The organism is Pseudomonas batumici, from assembly GCF_036585405.1.
Lineage (GTDB): Bacteria > Pseudomonadota > Gammaproteobacteria > Pseudomonadales > Pseudomonadaceae > Aquipseudomonas > Aquipseudomonas batumici.
The window spans coordinates 5,229,772-5,250,399 of the sequence record NZ_CP144470.1 but is presented as its reverse complement, the minus strand read 5'-3'; the positions used below and the strand labels follow the sequence as shown (position 1 = coordinate 5,250,399).

Annotated in this window: 22 protein-coding genes and 1 pseudogene; 10 read left to right on the top strand and 13 right to left on the bottom strand. The window is 62.8% G+C overall.

The genetic code is table 11. The annotated features are described in order from the left end of the window. Positions 1 to 3 precede the first annotated feature (3 nt). Positions 4 to 909: a LysR family transcriptional regulator gene (locus NUH87_RS23895; protein ID WP_338522949.1), complete on the bottom strand. Its 906-nt coding sequence runs from the start codon at positions 907 to 909 to the stop codon at positions 4 to 6. 80 nt (positions 910 to 989) lie between these two features. Here NUH87_RS23895 and NUH87_RS23890 point away from each other — a divergent pair, with 80 nt between their 5' ends. Further along, positions 990 to 1,709 carry a CTP synthase C-terminal region-related (seleno)protein gene (locus tag NUH87_RS23890; protein ID WP_338522948.1) on the top strand — a complete coding sequence of 240 codons (720 nt, stop codon included), beginning with the start codon at positions 990 to 992 and terminating at the stop codon, positions 1,707 to 1,709. After that, on the top strand, positions 1,706 to 2,029 hold the full coding sequence (locus NUH87_RS23885; protein WP_338522947.1) for an antibiotic biosynthesis monooxygenase: 324 nt from the start codon (positions 1,706 to 1,708) through the stop codon (positions 2,027 to 2,029). The genes NUH87_RS23890 and NUH87_RS23885 overlap by 4 nt, the downstream gene beginning before the upstream one ends. Before the next feature lie 14 nt (positions 2,030 to 2,043). Here NUH87_RS23885 and NUH87_RS23880 read toward each other — a convergent pair whose 3' ends face one another. Continuing rightward, on the bottom strand, positions 2,044 to 2,373 hold the full coding sequence (locus NUH87_RS23880) for a DUF2025 family protein (protein WP_338522946.1): 330 nt from the start codon (positions 2,371 to 2,373) through the stop codon (positions 2,044 to 2,046). Between the two features lie 221 nt (positions 2,374 to 2,594). On the opposite strand from NUH87_RS23880, the gene NUH87_RS23875 reads away from it, so the two are divergent. Further along, positions 2,595 to 3,713, top strand: coding sequence for a glycerophosphodiester phosphodiesterase (locus tag NUH87_RS23875; RefSeq protein WP_338522945.1), 1,119 nt, complete (start codon positions 2,595 to 2,597; stop codon positions 3,711 to 3,713). A 68-nt stretch (positions 3,714 to 3,781) separates the two neighbouring features. Here NUH87_RS23875 and NUH87_RS23870 read toward each other — a convergent pair whose 3' ends face one another. Together NUH87_RS23870 and NUH87_RS23865 are read right to left on the bottom strand one after the other, a co-directional pair. After that, entirely contained in the window at positions 3,782 to 5,026 is a 1,245-nt protein-coding gene (locus NUH87_RS23870; RefSeq protein ID WP_338522944.1) for an OprD family porin, read from the bottom strand. Positions 5,027 to 5,147: 121 nt separating this feature from the next. Continuing rightward, a complete protein-coding gene (locus tag NUH87_RS23865; RefSeq protein ID WP_338522943.1) occupies positions 5,148 to 6,443 on the bottom strand; it encodes an MFS transporter in 1,296 nt (431 codons plus the stop codon). A gap of 321 nt (positions 6,444 to 6,764) precedes the next feature. Here NUH87_RS23865 and NUH87_RS23860 point away from each other — a divergent pair, with 321 nt between their 5' ends. Next, on the top strand, positions 6,765 to 7,568 hold the full coding sequence (locus tag NUH87_RS23860) for a putative hydro-lyase (RefSeq protein WP_338522942.1): 804 nt from the start codon (positions 6,765 to 6,767) through the stop codon (positions 7,566 to 7,568). 1 nt (position 7,569) lies between these two features. Here NUH87_RS23860 and NUH87_RS23855 read toward each other — a convergent pair whose 3' ends face one another. From NUH87_RS23855 to NUH87_RS31355, 3 genes and pseudogenes are all read right to left on the bottom strand, one after another. Beyond that, a complete protein-coding gene (locus NUH87_RS23855) occupies positions 7,570 to 8,031 on the bottom strand; it encodes a hypothetical protein (protein ID WP_338522941.1) in 462 nt (153 codons plus the stop codon). Positions 8,032 to 8,154: 123 nt separating this feature from the next. Beyond that, positions 8,155 to 8,859 (bottom strand): methyl-accepting chemotaxis protein, encoded by a 705-nt coding sequence (locus NUH87_RS31360; protein WP_422393956.1) that lies wholly within the window; start codon positions 8,857 to 8,859, stop codon positions 8,155 to 8,157. A gap of 228 nt (positions 8,860 to 9,087) precedes the next feature. Further along, positions 9,088 to 9,249: pseudogene (locus NUH87_RS31355) on the bottom strand (methyl-accepting chemotaxis protein); the annotation flags it as partial. Positions 9,250 to 10,147: 898 nt separating this feature from the next. On the opposite strand from NUH87_RS31355, the gene NUH87_RS23845 reads away from it, so the two are divergent. Beyond that, on the top strand, positions 10,148 to 11,761 hold the full coding sequence (locus NUH87_RS23845) for an inorganic phosphate transporter (protein WP_338522938.1): 1,614 nt from the start codon (positions 10,148 to 10,150) through the stop codon (positions 11,759 to 11,761). Between the two features lie 41 nt (positions 11,762 to 11,802). Here NUH87_RS23845 and NUH87_RS23840 read toward each other — a convergent pair whose 3' ends face one another. Continuing rightward, positions 11,803 to 12,708 (bottom strand): LysR family transcriptional regulator, encoded by a 906-nt coding sequence (locus tag NUH87_RS23840; RefSeq protein WP_338522937.1) that lies wholly within the window; start codon positions 12,706 to 12,708, stop codon positions 11,803 to 11,805. A 119-nt stretch (positions 12,709 to 12,827) separates the two neighbouring features. On the opposite strand from NUH87_RS23840, the gene NUH87_RS23835 reads away from it, so the two are divergent. Next, complete coding sequence (locus NUH87_RS23835; RefSeq protein WP_338522936.1) at positions 12,828 to 13,586, top strand: SDR family NAD(P)-dependent oxidoreductase; 759 nt, start codon at positions 12,828 to 12,830, stop codon at positions 13,584 to 13,586. A gap of 46 nt (positions 13,587 to 13,632) precedes the next feature. Here the strand turns inward: NUH87_RS23835 and NUH87_RS23830 are convergent, their stop codons facing one another. Then, complete coding sequence (locus tag NUH87_RS23830) at positions 13,633 to 14,067, bottom strand: multidrug/biocide efflux PACE transporter (RefSeq protein WP_338522935.1); 435 nt, start codon at positions 14,065 to 14,067, stop codon at positions 13,633 to 13,635. 90 nt (positions 14,068 to 14,157) lie between these two features. Here NUH87_RS23830 and NUH87_RS23825 point away from each other — a divergent pair, with 90 nt between their 5' ends. Next, on the top strand, positions 14,158 to 15,012 hold the full coding sequence (locus tag NUH87_RS23825) for a LysR family transcriptional regulator (RefSeq protein WP_338522934.1): 855 nt from the start codon (positions 14,158 to 14,160) through the stop codon (positions 15,010 to 15,012). Positions 15,013 to 15,022: 10 nt separating this feature from the next. On the opposite strand, the gene NUH87_RS23820 is transcribed toward NUH87_RS23825, so the two are convergent. Then, on the bottom strand, positions 15,023 to 16,273 hold the full coding sequence (locus tag NUH87_RS23820) for an RNA polymerase sigma factor (RefSeq protein WP_338522933.1): 1,251 nt from the start codon (positions 16,271 to 16,273) through the stop codon (positions 15,023 to 15,025). Further along, positions 16,270 to 16,626, bottom strand: a complete 357-nt coding sequence (locus NUH87_RS23815) for a YciI family protein (protein ID WP_338522932.1) — start codon at positions 16,624 to 16,626, stop codon at positions 16,270 to 16,272. Before NUH87_RS23815 ends, NUH87_RS23820 begins: the two co-directional genes overlap by 4 nt. Before the next feature lie 199 nt (positions 16,627 to 16,825). On the opposite strand from NUH87_RS23815, the gene NUH87_RS23810 reads away from it, so the two are divergent. Both NUH87_RS23810 and NUH87_RS23805 read left to right on the top strand, forming a co-directional pair. After that, positions 16,826 to 17,311 (top strand): GNAT family N-acetyltransferase, encoded by a 486-nt coding sequence (locus NUH87_RS23810; RefSeq protein WP_338522931.1) that lies wholly within the window; start codon positions 16,826 to 16,828, stop codon positions 17,309 to 17,311. A 353-nt stretch (positions 17,312 to 17,664) separates the two neighbouring features. Next, complete coding sequence (locus NUH87_RS23805; RefSeq protein ID WP_338522929.1) at positions 17,665 to 18,720, top strand: hemolysin; 1,056 nt, start codon at positions 17,665 to 17,667, stop codon at positions 18,718 to 18,720. Positions 18,721 to 18,756: 36 nt separating this feature from the next. Here NUH87_RS23805 and NUH87_RS23800 read toward each other — a convergent pair whose 3' ends face one another. Then, positions 18,757 to 19,476 carry a class I SAM-dependent methyltransferase gene (locus NUH87_RS23800; RefSeq protein WP_338522928.1) on the bottom strand — a complete coding sequence of 240 codons (720 nt, stop codon included), beginning with the start codon at positions 19,474 to 19,476 and terminating at the stop codon, positions 18,757 to 18,759. Positions 19,477 to 19,818: 342 nt separating this feature from the next. On the opposite strand from NUH87_RS23800, the gene NUH87_RS23795 reads away from it, so the two are divergent. After that, positions 19,819 to 19,941 (top strand): hypothetical protein, encoded by a 123-nt coding sequence (locus tag NUH87_RS23795; RefSeq protein ID WP_280806661.1) that lies wholly within the window; start codon positions 19,819 to 19,821, stop codon positions 19,939 to 19,941. A 56-nt stretch (positions 19,942 to 19,997) separates the two neighbouring features. Here the strand turns inward: NUH87_RS23795 and NUH87_RS23790 are convergent, their stop codons facing one another. Continuing rightward, positions 19,998 to 20,495 (bottom strand): GyrI-like domain-containing protein, encoded by a 498-nt coding sequence (locus NUH87_RS23790; RefSeq protein WP_338522927.1) that lies wholly within the window; start codon positions 20,493 to 20,495, stop codon positions 19,998 to 20,000. Positions 20,496 to 20,628 lie beyond the last annotated feature (133 nt).

Here is a 20,628-nt window from a genome sequence, read left to right as displayed (position 1 = left end):
ATTTCAAGAAGGTGTTCCGCCAGCATCACCTAGGCGAATGGTCCGCGCCAGTTCATCGAACAAGGTCACCACCGAGCGCAACGCCCGGCAGTCGGGGCGGGTCAGCAACCACAACGCCGTGTCGTAGCTCGGCGGTACATCCGCCAGCGACTGCAAGCCCTGCTGCTCACCCGACATGAAGTCCGGCAGCACCGCGATCCCCAACCCGGCCCGCGCCAGCTCCGCCACCGACAACATGCTGTTGCAACGGTAGTTCGGCACCACCCCGGGAAAGCGCTGACGGCGCCAGCTCACGCTCGGATGATCGGGGAGAAAATCATCCGGGGCGATCCAGGCCAGTCGCTCCAGATCCCCGAGAGCGACCGTCGACAGATACGCCGGGCTGGCACAGACCCGGTAGGACACCATGCCCAGGCAGCGCCCCACCAGATGTTCCGGCGGCGAGTCGGTCAAGCGCAAAGCGATATCGGCATCACGCCGGTTCAGGTTGGCAAAATCGTTGGAGGTACTGAGCTCCAGGGTCAGGGCCGGATAAGCCGGCATGAACCGCGCCAGCGCCGGTAACAACAGCGCATGCAGGACCGAGGCGGTGCAGGTCAGGCGCACCGTGCCGCTGATCACCTCGCCGCCCTGTTCGATGCTGACGCACGCCGCCTCCAACGCCTGCTCGGCGCGCTCCGCCTGTTCGGCCAGGGATTGGGCCAGGCTGGTGGGCAGGTAACCGGCGCGACTCTTCTCGAACAACTGCCGGCCCAGCGCCGCCTCCAGCCGACGCACCGAACGGAACACCGTCGACACATCGACCTTGAGCAAACCTGCCGCTCGCGCCAGGGAGCGTCCGCGGACCAGCGCGAGTATCAGCGACAGGTCGGCATGCTCGAGTCGATAGTGCAGCGGTGCATTGATCACTTGGGTAAATGCCTATATTGAATGCGTCGTCGCCACCTTATAGTTCGCTCCGGGAATCAACAAGCCTGGGGGAAATATCCATGGAGCCACGCTCGCCACGCACCGTCCTGAACATCGCCCTGATCGGCGATCACGACCCGCAGATCACCGCTCACCGCGCCCTTACCGTGGCCCTGCAACGGGCAGCCGAGGACGCTGGCCTGAACGTGCAGGCCCAATGGCTGGCCACGAACAGCCTCACGCCGCAGACCGACCTGAGTCTTTTCGACGGTTTCTGGTGCACCCCGGGCAGCCCCTACCGCAGCCTGGAAGGCGCACTGCTGGCGATTACCCATGCCCGCGAACAACGACGCCCGTATCTGGGCACCTGTGCCGGTTTCCAACACGCCATCCTGGAATATGCGCGCCATGTGCTGGGCTGGACGGACGCCGAGCATGGCGAAACCGCGCCCGACTCGCCGCGCTCAGTGATTTCGCCGCTGAGCTGCTCCCTGGTCGAAGCCCATGACCGCATCCGGTTTGTCGAAGGCACGCTGATTGCCAAGGCCTACGGGGCCCTGGAAACCCATGAGGGTTATCACTGCCGCTACGGCATCAACCCCAAGTTCGAAAGTGCCTTGCTCGACGGCGACCTGCGCGCCAGCGGCCACGACACCCAGGGCGATCTGCGGGCGATCGAGCTCAAGGGACATCCCTTCTTCGTTGCCACCCTGTTCCAACCCGAACGCGCGGCGCTGGAAGGTCGTACCCCGGCACTGGCCAGCGCATTCCTGGCGGCCTGCGCGAGTCAGCGGCAATGATTGCCCAGACCCCGCAACCGCCCTACTACGCCGTCATCTTCACCTCCCTGCGTACCGAGGGTGATCAAGGCTACGGCGAGGCGGCGCAACGCATGGTCGAACTGGCCCGACAACAACCGGGCTTTCTCGGCGTGGAGTCGGCCCGGGGCGAGGACGGACTGGGCATCACCGTATCCTACTGGAGCAACGAAGCGGCGATCCTGGCCTGGAAGCAACACGCCGAACACAGCGAAATCCGCGAACGCGGTCGTTCGACCTGGTACCAGGCCTTTCACACTCGGGTGTGCAAGGTCGAACGGGCCTACCCTTTCGAGCGTTGACGGCCAGCATCACATCAGGAGGCGCTGACCGCCCGGCGCAGCGCCACGATCTCGGGAACGTCCACACGCCGCTGGTACACCCGCAACGGTTCGCTGATGTTGATCCGCTCATCGATATTCTGTGCCAGCAATAGCTGAATCCGTTCGCGACTGAGGCTCATGGCCTCTTGCGCGGTCGGCCGCCAGACAAACTCGCAGGCCGGAAAGATGGCGTCATCCGCCACATCCATGCCGAAGGCGTCCTCACTGAAGCGGACGATGTATTGACCGGTCTTGCGATTGAAGCCGACAAAGCCCTTGAGTTGGTCGGCCGCCTGGCAGATGAGCTCGGACGTGATACGCATGGTAAACCTCACTGAAGAGCCGCACGGCTCATGATGGATGGTTTACACGCAGGGCATGCCTGTCCCTCTGGCGGGGAAATAGGCGACAAGTCCTGAAACACAATACCCGATGAACCTGTCGAAAACCGGATCTGGCGCACGTTTGTGGCGGTTTCGCGGTAGCCGCTGTAGCAATCCGTTGTTAAAAGGAAGTCTTCACCCTCCGCGAAAGGAATTCGAGCATGCCCGTCAACTTCACCCAAAGCGCCCTGGTGCTGAGCCTGCTGCTGGGCCTCGGCACCGCCGAGGCCAACAGCGCCTCCAGCGACCTCGCAGCCGTGGCCGGTATTCCCCATCCCGCCGTGATCGCCCACCGTGGCGCGTCCTTCGATGCCCCGGAATCCACCGCGGCCTCCTACACCCTGGCCCGCGACCTGGGTGCCGACTATCTGGAAATGGACCTGCAACGCAGCAAGGATGGGGTGATCTTCGCCCTGCACGACAACAACCTGTCGCGCACCACCGACGTGGCCAGCAAGTTCCCGGAGCGCAAGGACAGCCCGGCCAACGCCTTCACCTGGGCCGAACTGCAGACCCTGGACGCCGGCAGCTGGTTCAACAAGGCCTACCCCGAGCGCGCCCGCCCGTCCTATGTCGGCCTGAAAATCCTCAGCCTGGACCAGATCATCGACATCGCCCAGGCCAATCCGAAACACCAGCCGGGGCTGTACATCGAGACCAAGGCGCCCAAGCAGTTCCCCGGTATCGAGCATGAGCTGAAGAACAAGTTGCAGGAGCGCGGCCTGCTGAGCCAAACGTCGGTGGTGTCCAAGGAACAGCCCCAGGTCGGCCAGGGCAAAGGCAAGGTGATCCTGCAGACGTTCGAGAAGAGCAGCCTGGAACTGCTGCAAAAGGAAATGCCGGACACGCCGAAGATCCTGCTGCTGTGGGTCGGTGAAGGCAGCATCGAGCCCAGGTCGAAGGTGAGCTTTGCCGACTCCGGCGAGAAGACCAAGGCCGCCTACTACGCCAAACAGGAACCCAAGGACAAGGCCGAGTTCGAGAAGTGGGTCGACTACGCCAAGGCCCAGGGCGCCATCGGTACCGGCCCGTCGGCGGAGCTGACCCAGGGTGGCGACCAGAGCTATTCGGACCTGGTCAAACCCTGGATGAACCAGTACACCCACGATAAGGGCATGCTGGTGCATGCCTACACCATCGATACGCCTACGGACTTCAAGAAGGTGCTGGACGCCGGGGTGGATGGCATCTTCACCAACCGCTCGTCCGAGTTGCTGAAGTACTTCAAGCGCCCGTCACCGAAAACCGTGCCGCAGATCCTCGAGGCCAACGGCTACTGAGCAAGAGGCGGCGTACTCCCTCGAGAACGCCGCCAAACCTGCAGGAGCCAGCTTGTCGGCGATAACCGTTACCAGAGCGCCAAGGTATAGCTGATGATCAGGCGGTTCTCGTCCAGATCGTTGCCGAAGTTCGAACGTACTGTCGCATTGCGCCACTTCACGCCCAGCCCCTTGAGCGTGCCGTCCTGGAACACATAGCCGATGTCGGTGTTGCGCTCCCACTCCTTGCCTTCACCCGGAATCGTGCGCTGCACATTGTCGCCGGACACGTAGCGGGTCATGAAGGTCAGACCCGGCAGGCCCAACTGCGCAAAGTCGTAGTCATAGCGCACCTGCCAGGAACGCTCGTCGATATTGGCGAAGTCGCCGATCTGCACGAAGTTCACCAGGTACGGATCGCTGTGCCCGATGTAAGGGTACGGGTCCTTGCCGCTCATGCGCTGATAGCCGAACCCCAGGGCATGCCCCTTGAGGCTGTAGGTGAACATGCCCCCCAGTGCCCGGTTATCCAGCGGACGGAAGTTGCCGTCCTCGGTACTACGGGCGTAACGCAGGTCGCTCTTCAGGTTCTGGCCCTGACCCAGGTCCCAGTTATGCACCAGGCCGAGGAAGTTCTGCTGGTAGATACTCTCCAACTTGCCATAGCGGTACTGGGTCAGCAGGCTGGGCGACCACTGATAATCCGCCCCGGCGAACTGGAACTTGTCGCTCGAACCGCCAATGCGGTTGGCGGTCATTTTCTGATTGTCGGTGGAGTCGACATACTTGATCTGGTTGAACGAGCCCCCCGTCAACTTCAAGTGGTCAATTTCCTGCACGTTCAACAAACCGCCCTGGAAGGTGCTCGGTAGCAGACGGGTGTCGTTGGAAATGATCACCGGGTCCTTTATCTGCATGTTCCCCACTTTCAAGGTGCTCTTGGAAAAACGTACCTTGGCCGCCACCGCCAGCTTGCCGTAGCTGTCCTGGGAGCCGCCGTGCCGGGTGTCCGCCGGCAGCAGGCCGGTGCCCGCCGTGCCGCGCCCCGAGTCCAGTTTGTAACCGACCATGCCCAGGGCATCGAGGCCGAAACCCAGGGTGCCTTCGGTGTAGCCGGATTCCATGCGCAACAGGAAACCCTGGGCCCATTCATCGGCCTTTTCCCGCGAGCCCGGCTGGCGAAAATCCCGGTTGAAGTAGAAGTTGCGCGCCTCCAGGCTGCCCTTGCTGTCGGCGAGGAAATCCGCCCGGGCACCCGGCGCACAGAGCAGGCCCAAGCCCAGTAACGTGCCCGCCGGTACCGACAAACGCGAGAAATAATCGAACGGTTTCATGCTGTGCTCCTTTGTTGCGGGCGCGAGCCGACCCTCTCGGGGGCGTTGGGATCGCGACCGATGTGGTTGAAACGTCAGGATCAGGAGTGCCCGGGCCCACGGGGCCCGGGTGCGTCGGGACTCAGCTCTCGAGCTGGCGACCGCGGGTTTCCGGCAGGCTCAGGGCCGCCAGGATCACCACCGCATAGGCACCGGCGGCAAACACCCCGATGCCGACGCCGATCGGCAGGGTTTCACTCAGCGCGCCGATCAGCAGTGGGAACAACGCGGCGATGGAGCGCCCGGCGTTGTAGCAGAAGCCCTGGCCCGAACCGCGCATGCGGGTGGGAAACAGCTCGGTCAGGAATGCGCCCATGCCGGCGAAAATGCCCGAGGCGAAGAACCCCAGGGGAAACCCCAGCCAGAGCATCCAGGTGTTATCGATGGGCAGTTGGGTATAGGCCAGGACGATGCTCATGGAGCCGAGGGCAAAGAGGATGAAGTTCTTCTTGCGGCCAACGGCGTCGGTCAACAACGCGCTGCTGACATAGCCGACATAGGAGCCGACGATCACCATCGCCAGGTAACCGCCGGTGCCCAGCACGCTCAGGCCGCGCTCGGTTTTCAGGTAGGTCGGCAACCAGGTGGTGATGGCGTAGTAACCGCCCAGCGCGCCGGTGGTCAGCAACGACGCACGCAAGGTGGTGCTGAGCATGCGTGGCGCGAAGATCTCGAAGAAAGCCCAGGGCGAGGGCTTTTCAGACTGGCCCAGACGCTCGTCCCGGGCCTGCTCGAAAGTGTCGGACTCCTTGACCAACCGGCGGATCAGCAGTACGAACAGCGCGGGTATCAGGCCGATCATGAACAGCGCCCGCCAGGCCTGCTCCGCCGGCAGAAAGCTGAACAAGCCGGCATAGAGCAAGGCCGTCAGTCCCCAGCCCAGTGCCCAACCGGCCTGCACCATGCCCACCGCCTTGCCGCGATCCTGGGAGCGGATCACCTCGCCGATCAGCACCGCGCCGGCGGTCCACTCACCCCCGAAACCGAAGCCCATGAACGTGCGCGCCACCAGCAGTTGGTTATAGTTCTGCGCCAGCCCGCACAGGAAGGTGAAGAAGGCAAACCAGAGCACCGTCAGTTGCAGGGTGCGCACCCGACCGATGCGGTCGGACAGGATCCCGGCGATCCAGCCGCCGGCCGCCGAGGCCAGCAAGGTCGAGGTGCCGATCAGCCCGGCATCGCCCTTGGAAATGCCCCAGGTGGCAATCAGGGTGGGGATCACGAAACTCAGCATCTGGGTGTCCATGCCGTCCAGGGCATAGCCGATCTTGCAGCTCCAGAAGGTGCGTTTTTCATTTTTGCTCAGTGGGCCGTACCAACTGAACGGTCCGGCACGGCTCGCCCCTGAAGGCACGTGGTCAGTCGTGGTGTGTTCCATGGAGGGTTCCTGCGGCAGCAAGGGAAGATGACGGACATGCCTCATTGTTTTTTTGTGAAGGCGTTGTCGTGGAGAGCCGACGCGGTGAGCTGCGTCGTGGAGTGGATTCTTCGCGCCGGAGCGGTACAGCGTCAAACGGAAAAAAAGCCGGTCAATGCATAAGAAAAGTTGATGCCCCTCTCAGGGATGCCTGGCGAAATCCGGGATCGCCGACCGGGACCGAAGATCAGTTTTTCTTGTTCGCAATAACAGATTTTCTCGTTGGACGACGCTGCCGCGGCGCCCTAAAAAGGCCTCGACCCAACACAAGAGAGACGTTCGATGAACCTGCCTGCGCTGTCCTTCGACCAGTTGCGCCATCTGGCGCCGCGCGCCTTGCGCCGACACATCGCCACCGACCAGTATCAAGGCCATACCAGCGGCCTGGGCCAGGGCCGGGTGCAAGCCAATATCGTGATCCTGCCCGGGGACTGGGCCGACGAGTTCCTGCGCTTCTGCACCCTCAATCGCCAGGCCTGTCCGATACTGGACATCACCCGACCCGGGGACCCGCTGTTCCGTCACCTGGGCGAGCACGTCGACATCCGCCACGACGTGCCCCGCTACCGGGTCTATCGCCAGGGCGAGCTGACAGAGCAGCCGCAGAACATCAAGCACCTCTGGCGTGACGACCTGGTGGCCTTCGCCATCGGTTGCTCATTCTCCTTCGAACAACCCTTGCTGGAGGCCGGCATCGATCTGCGCCATGTCAAATTGGGACGCAACGTGGCGATGTACCAGACCGATATCGACACCCGCCCCACCGAACGCCTGCAGGGCAAGCTGGTGGTGAGCATGCGGCCACTGAAGGCCGCCGATGCAATCCGGGCGATCCAGATCACCGGGCGCATGCCCAACGTGCATGGCGCACCGGTGCACATCGGCGACCCGCGGCTGATCGGTATCCATGATCTCGGCGCACCGGACTACGGTGACGCCGTGCCGCTGGCCAACGATGAACTGCCGGTGTTCTGGGCCTGCGGGGTGACCCCGCAAGCGGTGGTGCAAGCGTCACGCCCACCGTTGTGCATCACCCACGCGCCGGGCTGCATGCTGGTGAGCGATCTGCACAATCACAGCCTTTGACTCAGGCGGTGGTGTTCACCGAAGTGCCCGAGGTGCTGCTGCCTTCTTCCTGCAAGGCGTTGGTCAGGGCGGCGGTGACCGTCGCAATGGAACCGGCAATGGAAGACACCTGCGACTCCGCGGACGATAGCGCGGTGGCCTTGGCGTCCGGGCTGTCATTGCTCGACTGGGCCTTCTGCATCTGCAGCTCCGCTTGCTGCAACTGCTTTTGCAGATCGGCCAGTTGCTTTTGCAGCTCCTTGACCGTCTCGGAGGAGGAGCTGGAGCTCGAACTGCTGTCGCTGCCGCCGCTGCCAGACGCGCCGCCAGAGCCGGTCACTTGACTGGTGTCGACCTTGGTCGTGCCGCTGGCAGCCCCTGTGGTGCTGGTGCTGCTGGTGTCACTGCTGGTGGTGCTGGTGGTCTTGTTGGTGCTGGTGGTGGAAACGCTTGAAGCAATGTTGACCGAAGTGATGCCGACCATGGAGGATCTCCCGATTCAGTTATAGGCAGTCCTATGATCGACAGCTTTACAGCATGATTGAGAGTGATTCTGTATCACACGTGTCAGCACCCCGATACAACCCCACATCCTTGTGGCTCCAGGTCAGGCCCCGAGGCGGGCCGTCACATCATTCAACTGCCCCGACAAGCCGTGCAGGTTCTGGCTGGCGGCTTCGGTGCGCTTGACGTTGTCCAGATTGGTACTGGCGATGGCGGTGATCTCGGTCAGGTTGCGCGAAATGTCCTCGGCCACCGAGGTCTGCTCTTCGGCGGCGGTGGCGATCTGGCGGTTCATGTCGCGGATCGCTTCCACGGCAGTGGTGATACGCTCGAGCATGGCGCCGGCCTCGGTCACCTGCTCGACGCTCTCTTCACTGCGGGCCTGGCCGCCCTCGATGGCCTGCGCCGCATCCACCGCGCCGGTCTGTACCGAGTGGATGATCTGGTTGATCTCGGCGATGGAATCCGCCGTACGCTGGGCCAGGCTGCGCACCTCATCGGCGACCACGGCAAACCCGCGTCCGGCTTCCCCGGCACGGGCGGCCTCGATGGCGGCGTTGAGGGCCAGCAGGTTGGTCTGTTCGGCAATCCCGCGAATCACTTCCAGCACCTTGCCGATCCGCCCACTGTCGGCTTCCAGGCGTCGAATGACCGTGGCGGTGGTGGTGATCTCTCCACGCATGCGGGTAATGGTCTCGATGGTCGATTGCATCACCAACTCACCCTGCTGGGCCGAGCGATCGGCATCATCCGCCGCCGTCGCGGCATCCCCGGCATGGCGGGCGACCTCCTGGGCGGTAGCGGACATTTCGGTCATGGCGGTGGCCACCTGGTCGGTGCGCTCGAACTGTTCGTGGGTCCCTTGGGCCATCAGGCCGGCAATCGACTTCAGCTCGCCGCTGGCGCCGTCCAGGTCCGAGGTGCTGCGCTTGAGGTGACTGAAAGTCTCCGCCAGGAAGTCGCGCAGGGTATTGGCCGCCACCGCCAGGTGACCCAACTCGTCCTGGCGATTGGCACTCACGCGATCATCGAACTTGCCATGGCTCAATTGCGCCACATAGGCAATCAGGCGGCGGATCGGCGTCACCAGATTGCGGTTGATCAGCCACAGGCTCAACAGGCCGATCAACAGCCCCGACGCCAGCAACACCAGGATACCGATCCAGATGGTCCGTTCGGCCTCGGCACTGATGGCCATCGACTGTTCATCACCCTGCTTGCGCAACTGGGCGACCAACGTACTCATCTGTTCGCTGGCGGCGCGGTCCACGCCCTTGACCGCCTGGTCACCGGCGCTCGAGTCGGCCCCGGCGGCCAGGTAGGCCTCGCGACCTTTCAAGTAGGCGCTGCCCAGCAAACGGTGTTCTTCACGCAGTTGCTCGATCTGTGACTTGAGCCGTGCATCCATGCCCGGCTGGGCGGCCAGACGGCCGAGAATATCCTGCACATCGCGCTGGCGCGCTTCAAACTGCGACCAGTACCGGTTCAGATCCTGGGGTTGCTTGCCACGCAGCAGGACATCCTTCCACTCCTGCACCTGGGCCTTGAATTGCACGTTGGCCTCGTCGATCAGGTGTGAGGTGCGCAAGGGGCCTTCGATCAGGTCGCGATATTCCTGGACGCCATTGGACAGGAAGTGGAAGCAGGTCAGCGCGATCAGCAGCATGGCGATCAGGCTGCCACTCAGGAGCGTGAGAATTTGGGCTCTCAAGGATTTCTGCAACATCGGGGGGAATCTCTGAACAAGGATTGAGCGTTCCCTGTAGGAAACGCGAGCAGTCGAAACATCCCTGTCAGCGACAACCGGGCACATGGCCAATAGTGCTGCGGATTACATCACTACCATCGGCGCGCCAGTGCGGCGCTTGAATTGAGCCGACCATCGGTCAATGGCGCGCATCATACCCGTCGTCCGGTGAAAAAAGTGCCAACCCCCTCACGTCCACGCAAACTCGCTGGCGGGCGACCCGGAGGGATTCCGGATCCTGATGGCGCCGGACGTTTCGCAAGCGTCAGGATTACTGACTTGGAGCAGTCTGCCTGTAACATTTGGCAACGATCATGTCTGGCATCCGTTCTCAAAAAGGATTTACGGCATGGCCACCCCGTCATTGACTGCCGCCTCGCCCGCCCAGGACACAGGCAAACCCCAGCTCGAAAGCAAACCCCGCGTCCTCACCGCCGTGATCTTTTTCGCGGTGCTGGCCATGGGGCTGCTGTTCACCGCCTACAGCCTGATGCACGACATGCACGACTTCGGCACCGTGGTCACCACCTGGACGCCCTTCCTGCTGCTCGGCGTGGCGCTGTTGATCGCCCTGGGCTTCGAGTTCGTCAACGGTTTCCACGACACCGCCAACGCGGTGGCCACGGTGATCTACACCCATTCCCTGCCGCCGCATTTCGCGGTGGTCTGGTCCGGCTGTTTCAACTTCCTCGGCGTGCTGCTCTCCAGCGGTGCGGTGGCCTTCGGCATCATTGCCCTGCTGCCGGTGGAACTGATCCTGCAAGTGGGCTCCTCGGCCGGCTTCGCGATGATCTTCGCCCTGCTGATCGCCGCCATCCTGTGGAACCTCGGCACCTGGTGGCTGGGCCTGCCGGCCTCCTCGTCCCACACCCTGATCGGCTCGATCATCGGTGTGGGCGTGGCCAACGCGCTGATGCATGGGCGCGACGGCACCAGCGGCGTGGACTGGAGCCAGGCGATCAAGATCGGTTACGCCCTGCTGGTGTCGCCGCTGGTGGGTTTCTTCTGCGCCGCCCTGCTGTTGCTGGCCCTGCGCCTGCTGGTCAAGAACCGTGCGCTGTACAAAGCGCCCAAAGGCAAGGCGCCACCCCCGTGGTGGATTCGCGGCCTGCTGATCCTGACCTGTACCGGTGTGTCCTTCGCCCACGGTTCCAACGACGGGCAGAAGGGCATGGGCCTGATCATGCTGATCCTGGTCGGCACCCTGCCGATGGCCTACGCCCTGAACCGCACCATGCCGGCCGACCAGGCGCTGCAATTCGCCGCGGTCGCCGAAGTCACCCAGCAGGCGCTGGTACGCAGTGCGCCGCAACCGGCCCCGGCCGACCCGCGCCAGACGCTCTCGGAGTATGTGCGCAGCAAACAGGCGACACCGGAACTGGTCCCGTCACTGGCCGCCCTGGCCGGCAGCATCGGTACTGAAGTCAAGGGCTACGGCTCGCTGGCCAAGGTCCCGGCCGAAGCCATGGGTAACGTGCGCAACGACATGTACCTGAGCAGCGAAACCATCCGCCTGATGGACAAGGACAAGGTCGGCAACTTCGACGCCGATACCCAGGGCAAGCTGCAGCTGTTCAAGCAGCAGATCGACGGCGCCACCCGCTTCATTCCGCTGTGGGTGAAGATTGCCGTGGCCATCGCCCTGGGCCTGGGCACCATGGTCGGCTGGAAGCGCATCGTGGTCACCGTGGGCGAGAAGATCGGCAAGAGCCACCTGACCTACGCCCAGGGCGCCTCGGCGGAAATGGTCGCCATGCTGACCATCGGCGCGGCGGACATGTACGGCTTGCCGGTGTCCACCACCCACGTCCTGTCCTCGGGCGTGGCCGGGACCATGATCGCCAATGGCGGTGGCCTGCAGATGCGCACCATCCGCAACCTGGTCATGGCCTGGGTCCTGACCCTGCCGGCGGCGATCCTGTTGTCGGGCAGCCTGTACTGGTTGTTCACGAAGCTGTTCTGAGCCCTGCCCCGGGACCGCATGCCCAGGGCATGCGGTCCGCTTCAAGCGTCAGCCAGATCCTCCTGCATCACCTGCCCCAACCACGCCATGAACACCCGCACCCGCCGGGGCAAATGGCGTTGCTGGGCATACAGCAGCGACACCTCCAGCGGCGCCGGCAGACAGTCGGGCAACACCTCGACCAACGCACCGCTGTCCAGATGCTTGCGCATGCCGGAGTACGGCGCCTGGATCAGGCCGAACCCGCCCAGGCAAGCCGCCTCATAACAATCGATATTGTTCACCGTGACACTGCCGGCCATCGGCACCTGTTGCAGCTTGCCGTTGTGCAGGTACTCGAATCCCGAGGAGCGGGCGCCCAGCACACCGACATAGTGCACCAGCCGATGGTTGGCCAGATCGGCGACGGACTCCGGTCGACCATAACGCTGCAGATAGGCGGGACTGACGCAGTTGACCATCCGTAGCGCGCACAAATGCCGAGCCACCACCGATTGATCGGGTTGCGCGCCGACCCGCAGCACACAATCGAACCCCTCGCCCAGCAGATCGACGCGGCGGTCGGTGCCGCTGATCTCCAGCTCGATCAGCGGATGACGGGCCATGAACTCCGGCAGGCGCGACATGATCACACGACGGGCCATGACACTGGGCATATCGAACCGAATACGCCCGGCGAGCAAGGCCGCATCCTGGCGAAACAGGCCTTGCAGCTCATCCATCTGCGCCAGCAGGTCCTTGCTGCGTTCATACAGCACCAGGCCGTCCTGGGTCGCCTGGACCTTGCGCGTGGTGCGCTGCAACAGGCGCGTGCCCACCAGTTCCTCCAGCGCCTGGACGTGCTCGGACACACTGGACCTGGGCAGGCCAAGACTTTCCCCCGCCTGGGTGAAACTCGACAGTTCGGTGACCCGGATAAAGGTCCGCAACAGGTCCAGCTTGTTCATGACGGCGCTTTCCTATTGTTCGGCGTATGCGATCAGTGTTTCCGATTCAGCACCATTTATCCAATCCAGACCGGATAAATACACTCTCCTCACGTCATCCACCCCTTGAGGAACACCACATGACTCGCAAAATCGCCCTGATCACCGGTGCCAGTCGCGGCCTGGGCAAAAGCACCGCGCTGCACCTGGCCGCCCAAGGTGTCGATATCATCGGCACCTACAACAGCCGGGCCGACAACGCCCAGGCCGTGGCGGCCGAAATCGAAAAACTCGGTGGCCGCGCCGCCATGCTGCAACTGGACGTGGGCCGGACCGACGGATTCAAGGCTTTCAGCGAGGCCGTGGCCAAGGTTCTGGCCACTGTCTTTGCCCGCGAGCACTTTGATTTCCTGGTCAACAACGCCGGGGTCGGGGTGCATGCCCTGTTCGCCGAGACCAGTGAAGAGCAGTTCGACCAATTGCTGAACGTGCACTTCAAGGGGCCGTTTTTCCTGACCCAGAAACTCTTGCCGCTGCTGGCCGACGGCGGGCGTATCGTCAATATTTCCAGCGGCCTGGCGCGCTTCAGCCTGCCGGGATACGGTGCCTATGCGGCGATGAAGGGGGCAATGGAAACCTTGACCCGTTACCAGGCCAAGGAACTCGGGGCGCGCGGTATCAGTGTGAACTGCCTGGCCCCCGGTGCCATCGAGACCGATTTCGGGGGCGGCGCCGTGCGCGATAACCAGGACCTGAACACCTATGTCGCGGCCAACACCGCGCTGGGCCGCGCCGGCTTGCCGGACGATATCGGCGGGGCCATCGCGCTGTTGCTGGGCGACGGCGGCCAGTGGATCACCGGGCAGCGGATCGAGGCCTCGGGCGGCATGTTCCTGTAAATACGGCGGAGCCCGAGCTTGGCGCTTTCGTGAGCAAGCTCGGCTCCTACGAGGTCCGTGCCCGCAGCAACAACCGCTCGCGCACAGCGTCATAGGCCCAGTGATACAGGTAGGTATAGGGCAGGAAAAACAGCAGCACACCGATATCCAGCAGCAACGCCGTCAACAGGCTGAGCTCCAGCCACCAGGCCACCAGCGGCACGCTCACCACGATCAGCCCACCTTCGAACAACAGGGCATGGAGCAGGCGGGTCCAGACGTTCCGGGCCAGGGCGAAGCGCTCGCACATCCGGTCGAACATCCCGTTGAATACAACGTTCCAGCCCAGGGCGATAAAGCAGTTGGCGACCGTCACCACGCCCATGTCCAGCAGCGGCTTGCTCATCACCCAGGCGAACAGCGGCGTGCACAGGAGTACGGCGAAAACCTCGAAGCCAATGGCCTGTAATACTCGCTCGGTAAAGGACTTGCCGGGGGTCATGACGGACGCCTCCATTGATGTCTGGAGTTGCCATTATCGCCGCCCCTATAGATACTAAAAGTCGATTACCATCGACAAAAGCGATAGTTTATGGCCTCCAACGAAATGCTCCAGGCCTTTGTCCAGGCCGCGACCCTGGGCTCCTTTTCCGCGGCGGCACGCAAGCTGGGCAAGAGCCAATCCACCATCAGCGCGGCAGTGGCGAGCCTGGAAATCGACCTGGGTATCGAGCTGTTCGACCGCAGCACCCGCAAGCCCGGCCTGACCGCCGCCGGCCATGTCATGCTGCAGAAGGCCGAGGACATCCTGGCGGCCAACAATCGCCTGGAAATGACCGCCCGCCAATTGGCCGGGGGCTTGGAAGCGAAGCTGACGGTGGTGATTTCCGACACCTACCAGTCCAACCGTTTCGAGGCGGCCCTGAGCGGCTTCGAAGCGCGCTACCCGGACCTTGAGCTGGAATGCCTGATCGCCGAATGCGCCGACCTGGTGGAGCTGGTCCGGCAAGGCCGCGCACAGGTAGCCTTTGCCGAGCGGCAGGACAGCTACCCGCCGGACCTGGGCAGCGCCACCGTGGATGAACGCACCGAGTTTGCCGTGTTCGTCCACCGCGATCATCCCTTGGCGAAACAGACCAAGGTCGATCAACCCAACCTGCAGCGGCACCGCGAACTGCGGCTGGCAACCATCGTCAATCCTTACGAGAGCCGTGCCCAGGGGCGCTTCTGGTCGGCATCGAGTTACCTGATGTTGCTGGAGATGGCCCAGCGCGGGTTCGGCTGGGCTTCGTTGCCGCGCTGGCTGGTGGAGCGCTTCGACAACGCTTCGCTGGTGGAGCTGCCGGTCCGCGGCTGGCCGCGGCCGATCGCGGTGGATGCGCTCTGGTCACGCCTGCATCCGCCGGGGCCGGCGGGCAGTTGGTTGCTGGCCAGGATGCTGGAGTAACGGCCCTACTCTACCCGGCGCCCTTCAACTCCTCCAGCCGGCGCTCGATAAAACGCCGCTCCGGCGCCTGCTGCGTCAATTCCAGCGCACGCTGATAAGCCTCGCGCGCCTGTTCCACCCGCCCCAGCCGCCGGCAGAAATCCGCCCGCGCCGAATGCGCCAGATGATAGTCCAGCAATTCGCCGCGCCCGAGGATGCCCTCCACCAGTTCAAGCCCCGCCAGGGGGCCGTCACGCATGGCTACCGCTACCGCCCGATTGAGTTCTATCACCGCCGAGGGCACCACCCGCAGCAACAGGTCATAGAGCCCGACAATCTGCCGCCAGTCGGTGTCCTCGGCCGTCGCCGACTCGGCATGCACGGCGGCTATCGCGGCCTGCAAGCCGTAGGGCCCGAAACGTCCCGTGGCCAGTGCGCGCTCCACCAGGGCACAGCCTTCGGCAATCAGCACCGGGTTCCAGCACGAGCGATCCTGGGCATCGAGCAGCACCAGTTCCCCGCTCCCGGAGACCCGCGCCTGGCGCCGCGACTCATGCAGCAGCATCAACGCCAGCAAGCCCATGACCTCGGGATCGGGCAACAACTCCAGCAACAGGCGCCCAAGGCGAATGGCTTCCGCCGTCAGGTCATCGCGGGTCAGGTTGGCTCCCAGGGATGCCGAATAGCCCTCGTTGAACACCAGGTAGATAACCCGCAACACACTGTCCAGGCGCTCAGGCAACTCCGCCCGGGAAGGCACCTGGTAAGGAATCTTCGCATCGCGAATCTTGGTCTTGGCCCGGACAATGCGCTGGGCGATGGTCGAGGGGCTGGAAAGAAAGGCCCGGGCAATTTCTTCCGTGGTCAGGTCGCAGACTTCGCGCAACGTCAGTGGCACCTGGGCATCCGCCGACAGCGCCGGGTGACAGCAGGTAAAGATCAGCCGCAGCCGATCGTCCTCGACGTCCTCGTCGCACCATTCACCCTGCTCCAGCGCTTCGGCCTGGGCGATCAACTGCTCCCGGGACGCGGCAAAACGTGCCCGTCGGCGCAGCACATCGATGGCCTTGAAACGCCCGGTGGAGACCAGCCAGGCACGGGGATTGGCCGGCACGCCATCGCGCTGCCAGCGTTCGACGGCGATGAAGAAGGCTTCGTGCAAGGCCTCCTCCGCCAGGTCGAAATCCCCGAGCAAACGGATCAGGGTCGCCAGGATCCGCCGTGACTCCTGTCGATAAACCGCCTCGACCTGCTGCTTGACGCTATCGGCTTCGAGGGTCAATCCGGCAACCCCAGATTGAGCGCCCGCACCGGCCGCACTTCCACGCTGCCCACCCGTGCGGCCGGGATATGGCCGGCAATCTGCAAGGCTTCGTTGAGATCGCGGGCCTCCACCAGATAGAACCCGGCCAGTTGCTCCTTGGTCTCGGCAAACGGCCCGTCGACGATGGACAGCTTGCCGCCACGCATGCGCACCGTCGTGGCGGTGCTCACCGACTCCAGCGGCTCGGCGGCAAGTATTCGGCCACTGGCCTGGATCGACTGGGCATAGGCCAGGCACTCGGGGTCCTGGGGACTGTCGGGGTGGGAATGCATCAGCTCTTCGTTACTGTAGATCAGGCATAGGTATTTCATGGAGTGTCTCCAGGGCGGTCGAGCAACTATGGCTGCTGTTTCGAGCTTTGGCGAAGGCCATCGACGATCAGCAGGTGTACGAATAGTCGCCTGGGAGCGAGCGAAATCGACAGGCGTGAAAAGTCGCTGGAAAAATAATATCAAGCCTGACAAAGCCGATAGAATCCGCCCTCTGCTACCAGAAAAAAGACCTGCCGCTGTGAGAACCGTCACGCATCCCCGACTGGCCCACTATGCCGATCTGACCGCCCTTCAGCGAGAGCAGCTCGTGGGCCTCGAAGTCCATCCTGAACAACTGCAGTTTTGCGGTGACATCCAGTCGGCCCTGCACTCCCTGCCGCGCAAGTCCCATGACGGTGTGCTGGGTCTGGTCCTGCTCGACGAGGACATGCCGGTGGCCTTCCTGTTGCTCAAGCGCCACCCTTTCGTTCCGCACTGGGCCGGCGCAGGCAGCGCCACCCTGCATGCCCTGCAAGTCGACAGACAGGTGCAAGGCCGGGGTTTCGGCGTGGCCTGCCTGCAAGCCCTGCCCGAAGCGGCACGCCGGGCCTGGCCGCAGACCCGTGAGTTACTGCTGTCGGTAGGAACGGATAACAAAGCAGCAATGAACCTTTACCTGAAACAGGGTTGGGTCGATACCGGCGAAGCCTACCGCGGCGAACGAAGATTGGCCTTGGCACTTTGAAGTTGTGGGTGGCCATAACTATGAGATCAGTTGGTCATTTACAGTAAAACTTGAGCGCTGGGCAAATTCGCCTTCCAGTTATTAAATCGATCACGTCGCTACTTCATCAGGAAGCCGACGTGCCGCTACTTGATAAACCGTTATTTAACTCAAGTGGCCATTTAATAAACTGAAAGGACTCAATACCCATGGATGCACAAAGTCGAATCTCGAACAACGCCCCAAAAACCTCGCCCTCCGCGGTCATCAAACGGCCCGGCAGCGCCGGAAAATTTGATCTGGAATTTGGTGAACACCGCGACGGTCTGGTTATTTTTTCAGAAAGAGGTCCTGGCTTTGTCGGTCCCTCTTTATTGCGGCCCGACGGCCGTCATCGGTTTATCGGCGTACATGAAGACCGCCCGGAAAGTATCACCCAGGCCGACTTCAGCGAAGACGGCCTTTACTATAATGACTTCGCCCAATCACTCGGAAGTTCCAGCCGAAGACTGATCAAGGCTGTCGTCGACGAAGATGACAAATTCCTCTTGCTCGGCCACTTCCGCTCCGGTGAACAGGTCTTCTGCGCTCGTATCACTGAAACCGGCGCCCCGGACCCCGACTTCGGCGATAACGGTCAGGTCACCCTGCCTTACACGGCGCCCTGGACCGGCTATGGCCGCCGACTCACCGTGCAACCCCAGGACGGCTTTATCGTCCTGGCCCTGAGGAACAGCGCCGTGGGCGAGCCGGCACGCGACGTTATCGTGCGTCTCGACCGCAGCGGCAGTTTCGACCTGCGCTTCGGCACCTGCGGGGTGGTCACGGCACCGGAACCGAACATCGCCTTCGAGGCGGTTCAGGTCCAGGCCGATGGCAAGCTGATCGTGGCCGGTCGACGCGGCCGCAAGGCCATGCTGATGCGCTACGGGGCCACCGGCCTGCCGGACAAGACCTTCGGCTGCGCCGGCTATCTGGAGCTGGAGCCGGCCCGCGACGGCAACGCCGCGTTTTTCGATATCGCCGTGCAGCCCGATCAGAAAATCGTCGTCACCGGCTCCGCGGATCTCACCCACAACATCGCCCTGCTCACCCGCGTCAGCGCCGACGGCAAGCTGGACGATACCTTCAATGCCGGGGTGCCCTGGGAGCTGCCGGAACTGGATATATCCTTCGCCCTGGCGGTGCAGGAGGACGGGAAAATCGTCAGTGCCGGTCATATCAACAGCGGCAGCCGCTGCTGGTTGATGCGCCATTTGAGCAACGGCGAACTGGATCCTTATTTTGGCGATAACGGGATCAGCCGCCTGATCTACATCGGCGACTCCACCAGCTACCTCTCCAACCTGGAGTTGCAGCCGGATGGCAAGATCCTGGTCTCTGGACGCTACGCCACCCATTCGGCGTTGATTCGCTGTTACGGCAACTGAGCACGTAGCACCTGGGGAAAGGCAACGTCATATCGGTTATACGGCGCTCCTCGATGCCACCCAGGCGCCCCAGAACAGGCTGGAAAAGAACCGCGTCGCGGCGCCGAATCCGGCCTCCTCGAGCAAGTGCTGAACCGCCGCCTCCGAGTGTGGCGGATCGGCACCCTGGAGAATCTTGCCAAGCTTGGCGCGAACGGCATCGGCACTCGCGCCCTGCTGACGCCAGCGCTCGCCCCAGGCCGCCAACAACAACGGCTGGCTGGCATAGGCCTGATGGTTGCCCGCCACAATCAACGGGGCTCCCGGTTTTAGCCGGGTGGCAATCGCCTTGAGGATGTCGTGCTTGGTTTGATCGCCGGGCAGGTGATGCAACACACCGATCAGGGTCGCGGCATCATAGGGCGGCTCGTCGGTCAGTTCCTCGACCGTACCCAGGAATACCCGCGTGTGCGCAAGCAGCCCCTGTGCCTGAAGGCTGGCCTGTGCCAACTCAAGCATCGGTGCCGAGGGGTCGACCGCAGTGAACCGCCAAAGCGGCTCAAGCGCCGCCGCCGTCAGGATTTCCTGGGCGGTACCACCGGCCCCCACCACCAGAATCCTCGCCTCGCGCCCGCTGCCCAGGCTGGCCGCCAGCATGCAGGCGACCAACTCGTGACAGGCGTCATAACCAGCCAGGGCGATGCGGCTTTGCTCGGCGTATTCATCGGCACGGGACACATCGAATTTCCGAGCAGAATCCAGGTGTTCGGACGACATGGGCTTTCTCTTCTTGGCGGGGACTTCAGCCCAAGGTAGTCGCCCTGCGAAAATAAAGAAAATTCATGTTTTTAATGCAATGCATTCCTTGCTGGAATACGTAAAAGTACCGGCGGTTCAATGGACATTACGCAGCCGAACGTCCCGTTGATCGAAAGCCGACGACGGGGTCGAGAGAGTGGTTGGCGGCATCGGAACGACGATTTCAGCCCACTTCGTATTCGCCCCATATTGTTGCGCGAACACCCCGTAAAGCTTTCATATAGTCGATGTCATTTGCCCGGGTTTTCGACTATTTCTCTGCAGGTCGCCGCCTGATGCGGTGTTTTCCGGAGACTTGTCATGACCCATACCCAGATCGGCCTGCTCATGCTGTCGGGCATCAGCGTGTTCGGTATGATCACCCTCTACCTCGACTTCTGGCGTGCGACCAAAACGCAAAAGGACAACAAGGAAGGACATTGAAAGGGCATAGGGAAACCCGCTCCCCTATGCCGAAGGAGAACGTAGGTCGTGCGGGCTCAGGCCTTGATCGGCACCCAGATCTCCACCGTGCCGGTGCCTTTTTCCGGATTGAAATCGGCGCTGTAGCGTTCGAACTCCGGCGCATCCGCCGCCTGGTAGCCGGACTGCGGCAACCAGTCGTTCCAGATGAACTCGAATGTCTGCTTGAGGGTTTCCAGCGAGCCTTGATGTTCGAAGACCGCGTAGTGCTGGTCCTGCAACTCTACCCAGCGGTACAGCTCGGGCAGGTCGTCGAGCTTGCTGATCTGCACTCCGGCGATGTACTCGAAGCCGCCCTGACCATCCGGATTGCAGCAGATACCGTACGTCACTTCACCCACTTGGCTGGGGACTTTTCCGATGTGCGGCACAAAAGCATCCCACAGGTCGGGGATGGCGCCCGAGGTCTCGGCGGTAAAACGCGCGCCCAGGCCGGCGATCAATCGAAAATGACCATGCTCGAAACGTGGCTCTGGCAAGGTATACATGTAGCCAAGGTTATGTGCTGCGTCCATGGGTGAAAACTCCATATGGGGAACGACTCCGGAGGCAGTATAGAAGCAAATGGCCGTGCCGTTTGACCGACCCGGCACTTGTCCGCCGTCGGAAATATTTTCCGCAAGCCATCTGGACAGATGGCCAGCATCC

Excerpts from the sequence above, each read along its gene's own strand:
- NUH87_RS23890 (WP_338522948.1), top strand. The coding sequence starts at position 990 with ATGGAGCCACGCTCGCCACGCACCGTCCTGAACATCGCCCTGATCGGC.
- NUH87_RS23885 (WP_338522947.1), top strand. The coding sequence starts at position 1,706 with ATGATTGCCCAGACCCCGCAACCGCCCTACTACGCCGTCATCTTCACC.
- NUH87_RS23880 (WP_338522946.1), bottom strand. The coding sequence starts at position 2,373 with ATGCGTATCACGTCCGAGCTCATCTGCCAGGCGGCCGACCAACTCAAG.
- NUH87_RS23875 (WP_338522945.1), top strand. The coding sequence starts at position 2,595 with ATGCCCGTCAACTTCACCCAAAGCGCCCTGGTGCTGAGCCTGCTGCTG.
- NUH87_RS23870 (WP_338522944.1), bottom strand. The coding sequence starts at position 5,026 with ATGAAACCGTTCGATTATTTCTCGCGTTTGTCGGTACCGGCGGGCACG.
- NUH87_RS23865 (WP_338522943.1), bottom strand. The coding sequence starts at position 6,443 with ATGGAACACACCACGACTGACCACGTGCCTTCAGGGGCGAGCCGTGCC.
- NUH87_RS23860 (WP_338522942.1), top strand. The coding sequence starts at position 6,765 with ATGAACCTGCCTGCGCTGTCCTTCGACCAGTTGCGCCATCTGGCGCCG.
- NUH87_RS23855 (WP_338522941.1), bottom strand. The coding sequence starts at position 8,031 with ATGGTCGGCATCACTTCGGTCAACATTGCTTCAAGCGTTTCCACCACC.
- NUH87_RS31360 (WP_422393956.1), bottom strand. The coding sequence starts at position 8,859 with ATGTCCGCTACCGCCCAGGAGGTCGCCCGCCATGCCGGGGATGCCGCG.
- NUH87_RS23845 (WP_338522938.1), top strand. The coding sequence starts at position 10,148 with ATGGCCACCCCGTCATTGACTGCCGCCTCGCCCGCCCAGGACACAGGC.
- NUH87_RS23840 (WP_338522937.1), bottom strand. The coding sequence starts at position 12,708 with ATGAACAAGCTGGACCTGTTGCGGACCTTTATCCGGGTCACCGAACTG.
- NUH87_RS23835 (WP_338522936.1), top strand. The coding sequence starts at position 12,828 with ATGACTCGCAAAATCGCCCTGATCACCGGTGCCAGTCGCGGCCTGGGC.
- NUH87_RS23830 (WP_338522935.1), bottom strand. The coding sequence starts at position 14,067 with ATGACCCCCGGCAAGTCCTTTACCGAGCGAGTATTACAGGCCATTGGC.
- NUH87_RS23825 (WP_338522934.1), top strand. The coding sequence starts at position 14,158 with ATGGCCTCCAACGAAATGCTCCAGGCCTTTGTCCAGGCCGCGACCCTG.
- NUH87_RS23815 (WP_338522932.1), bottom strand. The coding sequence starts at position 16,626 with ATGAAATACCTATGCCTGATCTACAGTAACGAAGAGCTGATGCATTCC.
- NUH87_RS23800 (WP_338522928.1), bottom strand. The coding sequence starts at position 19,476 with ATGTCGTCCGAACACCTGGATTCTGCTCGGAAATTCGATGTGTCCCGT.
- NUH87_RS23795 (WP_280806661.1), top strand. The coding sequence starts at position 19,819 with ATGACCCATACCCAGATCGGCCTGCTCATGCTGTCGGGCATCAGCGTG.
- NUH87_RS23790 (WP_338522927.1), bottom strand. The coding sequence starts at position 20,495 with ATGGACGCAGCACATAACCTTGGCTACATGTATACCTTGCCAGAGCCA.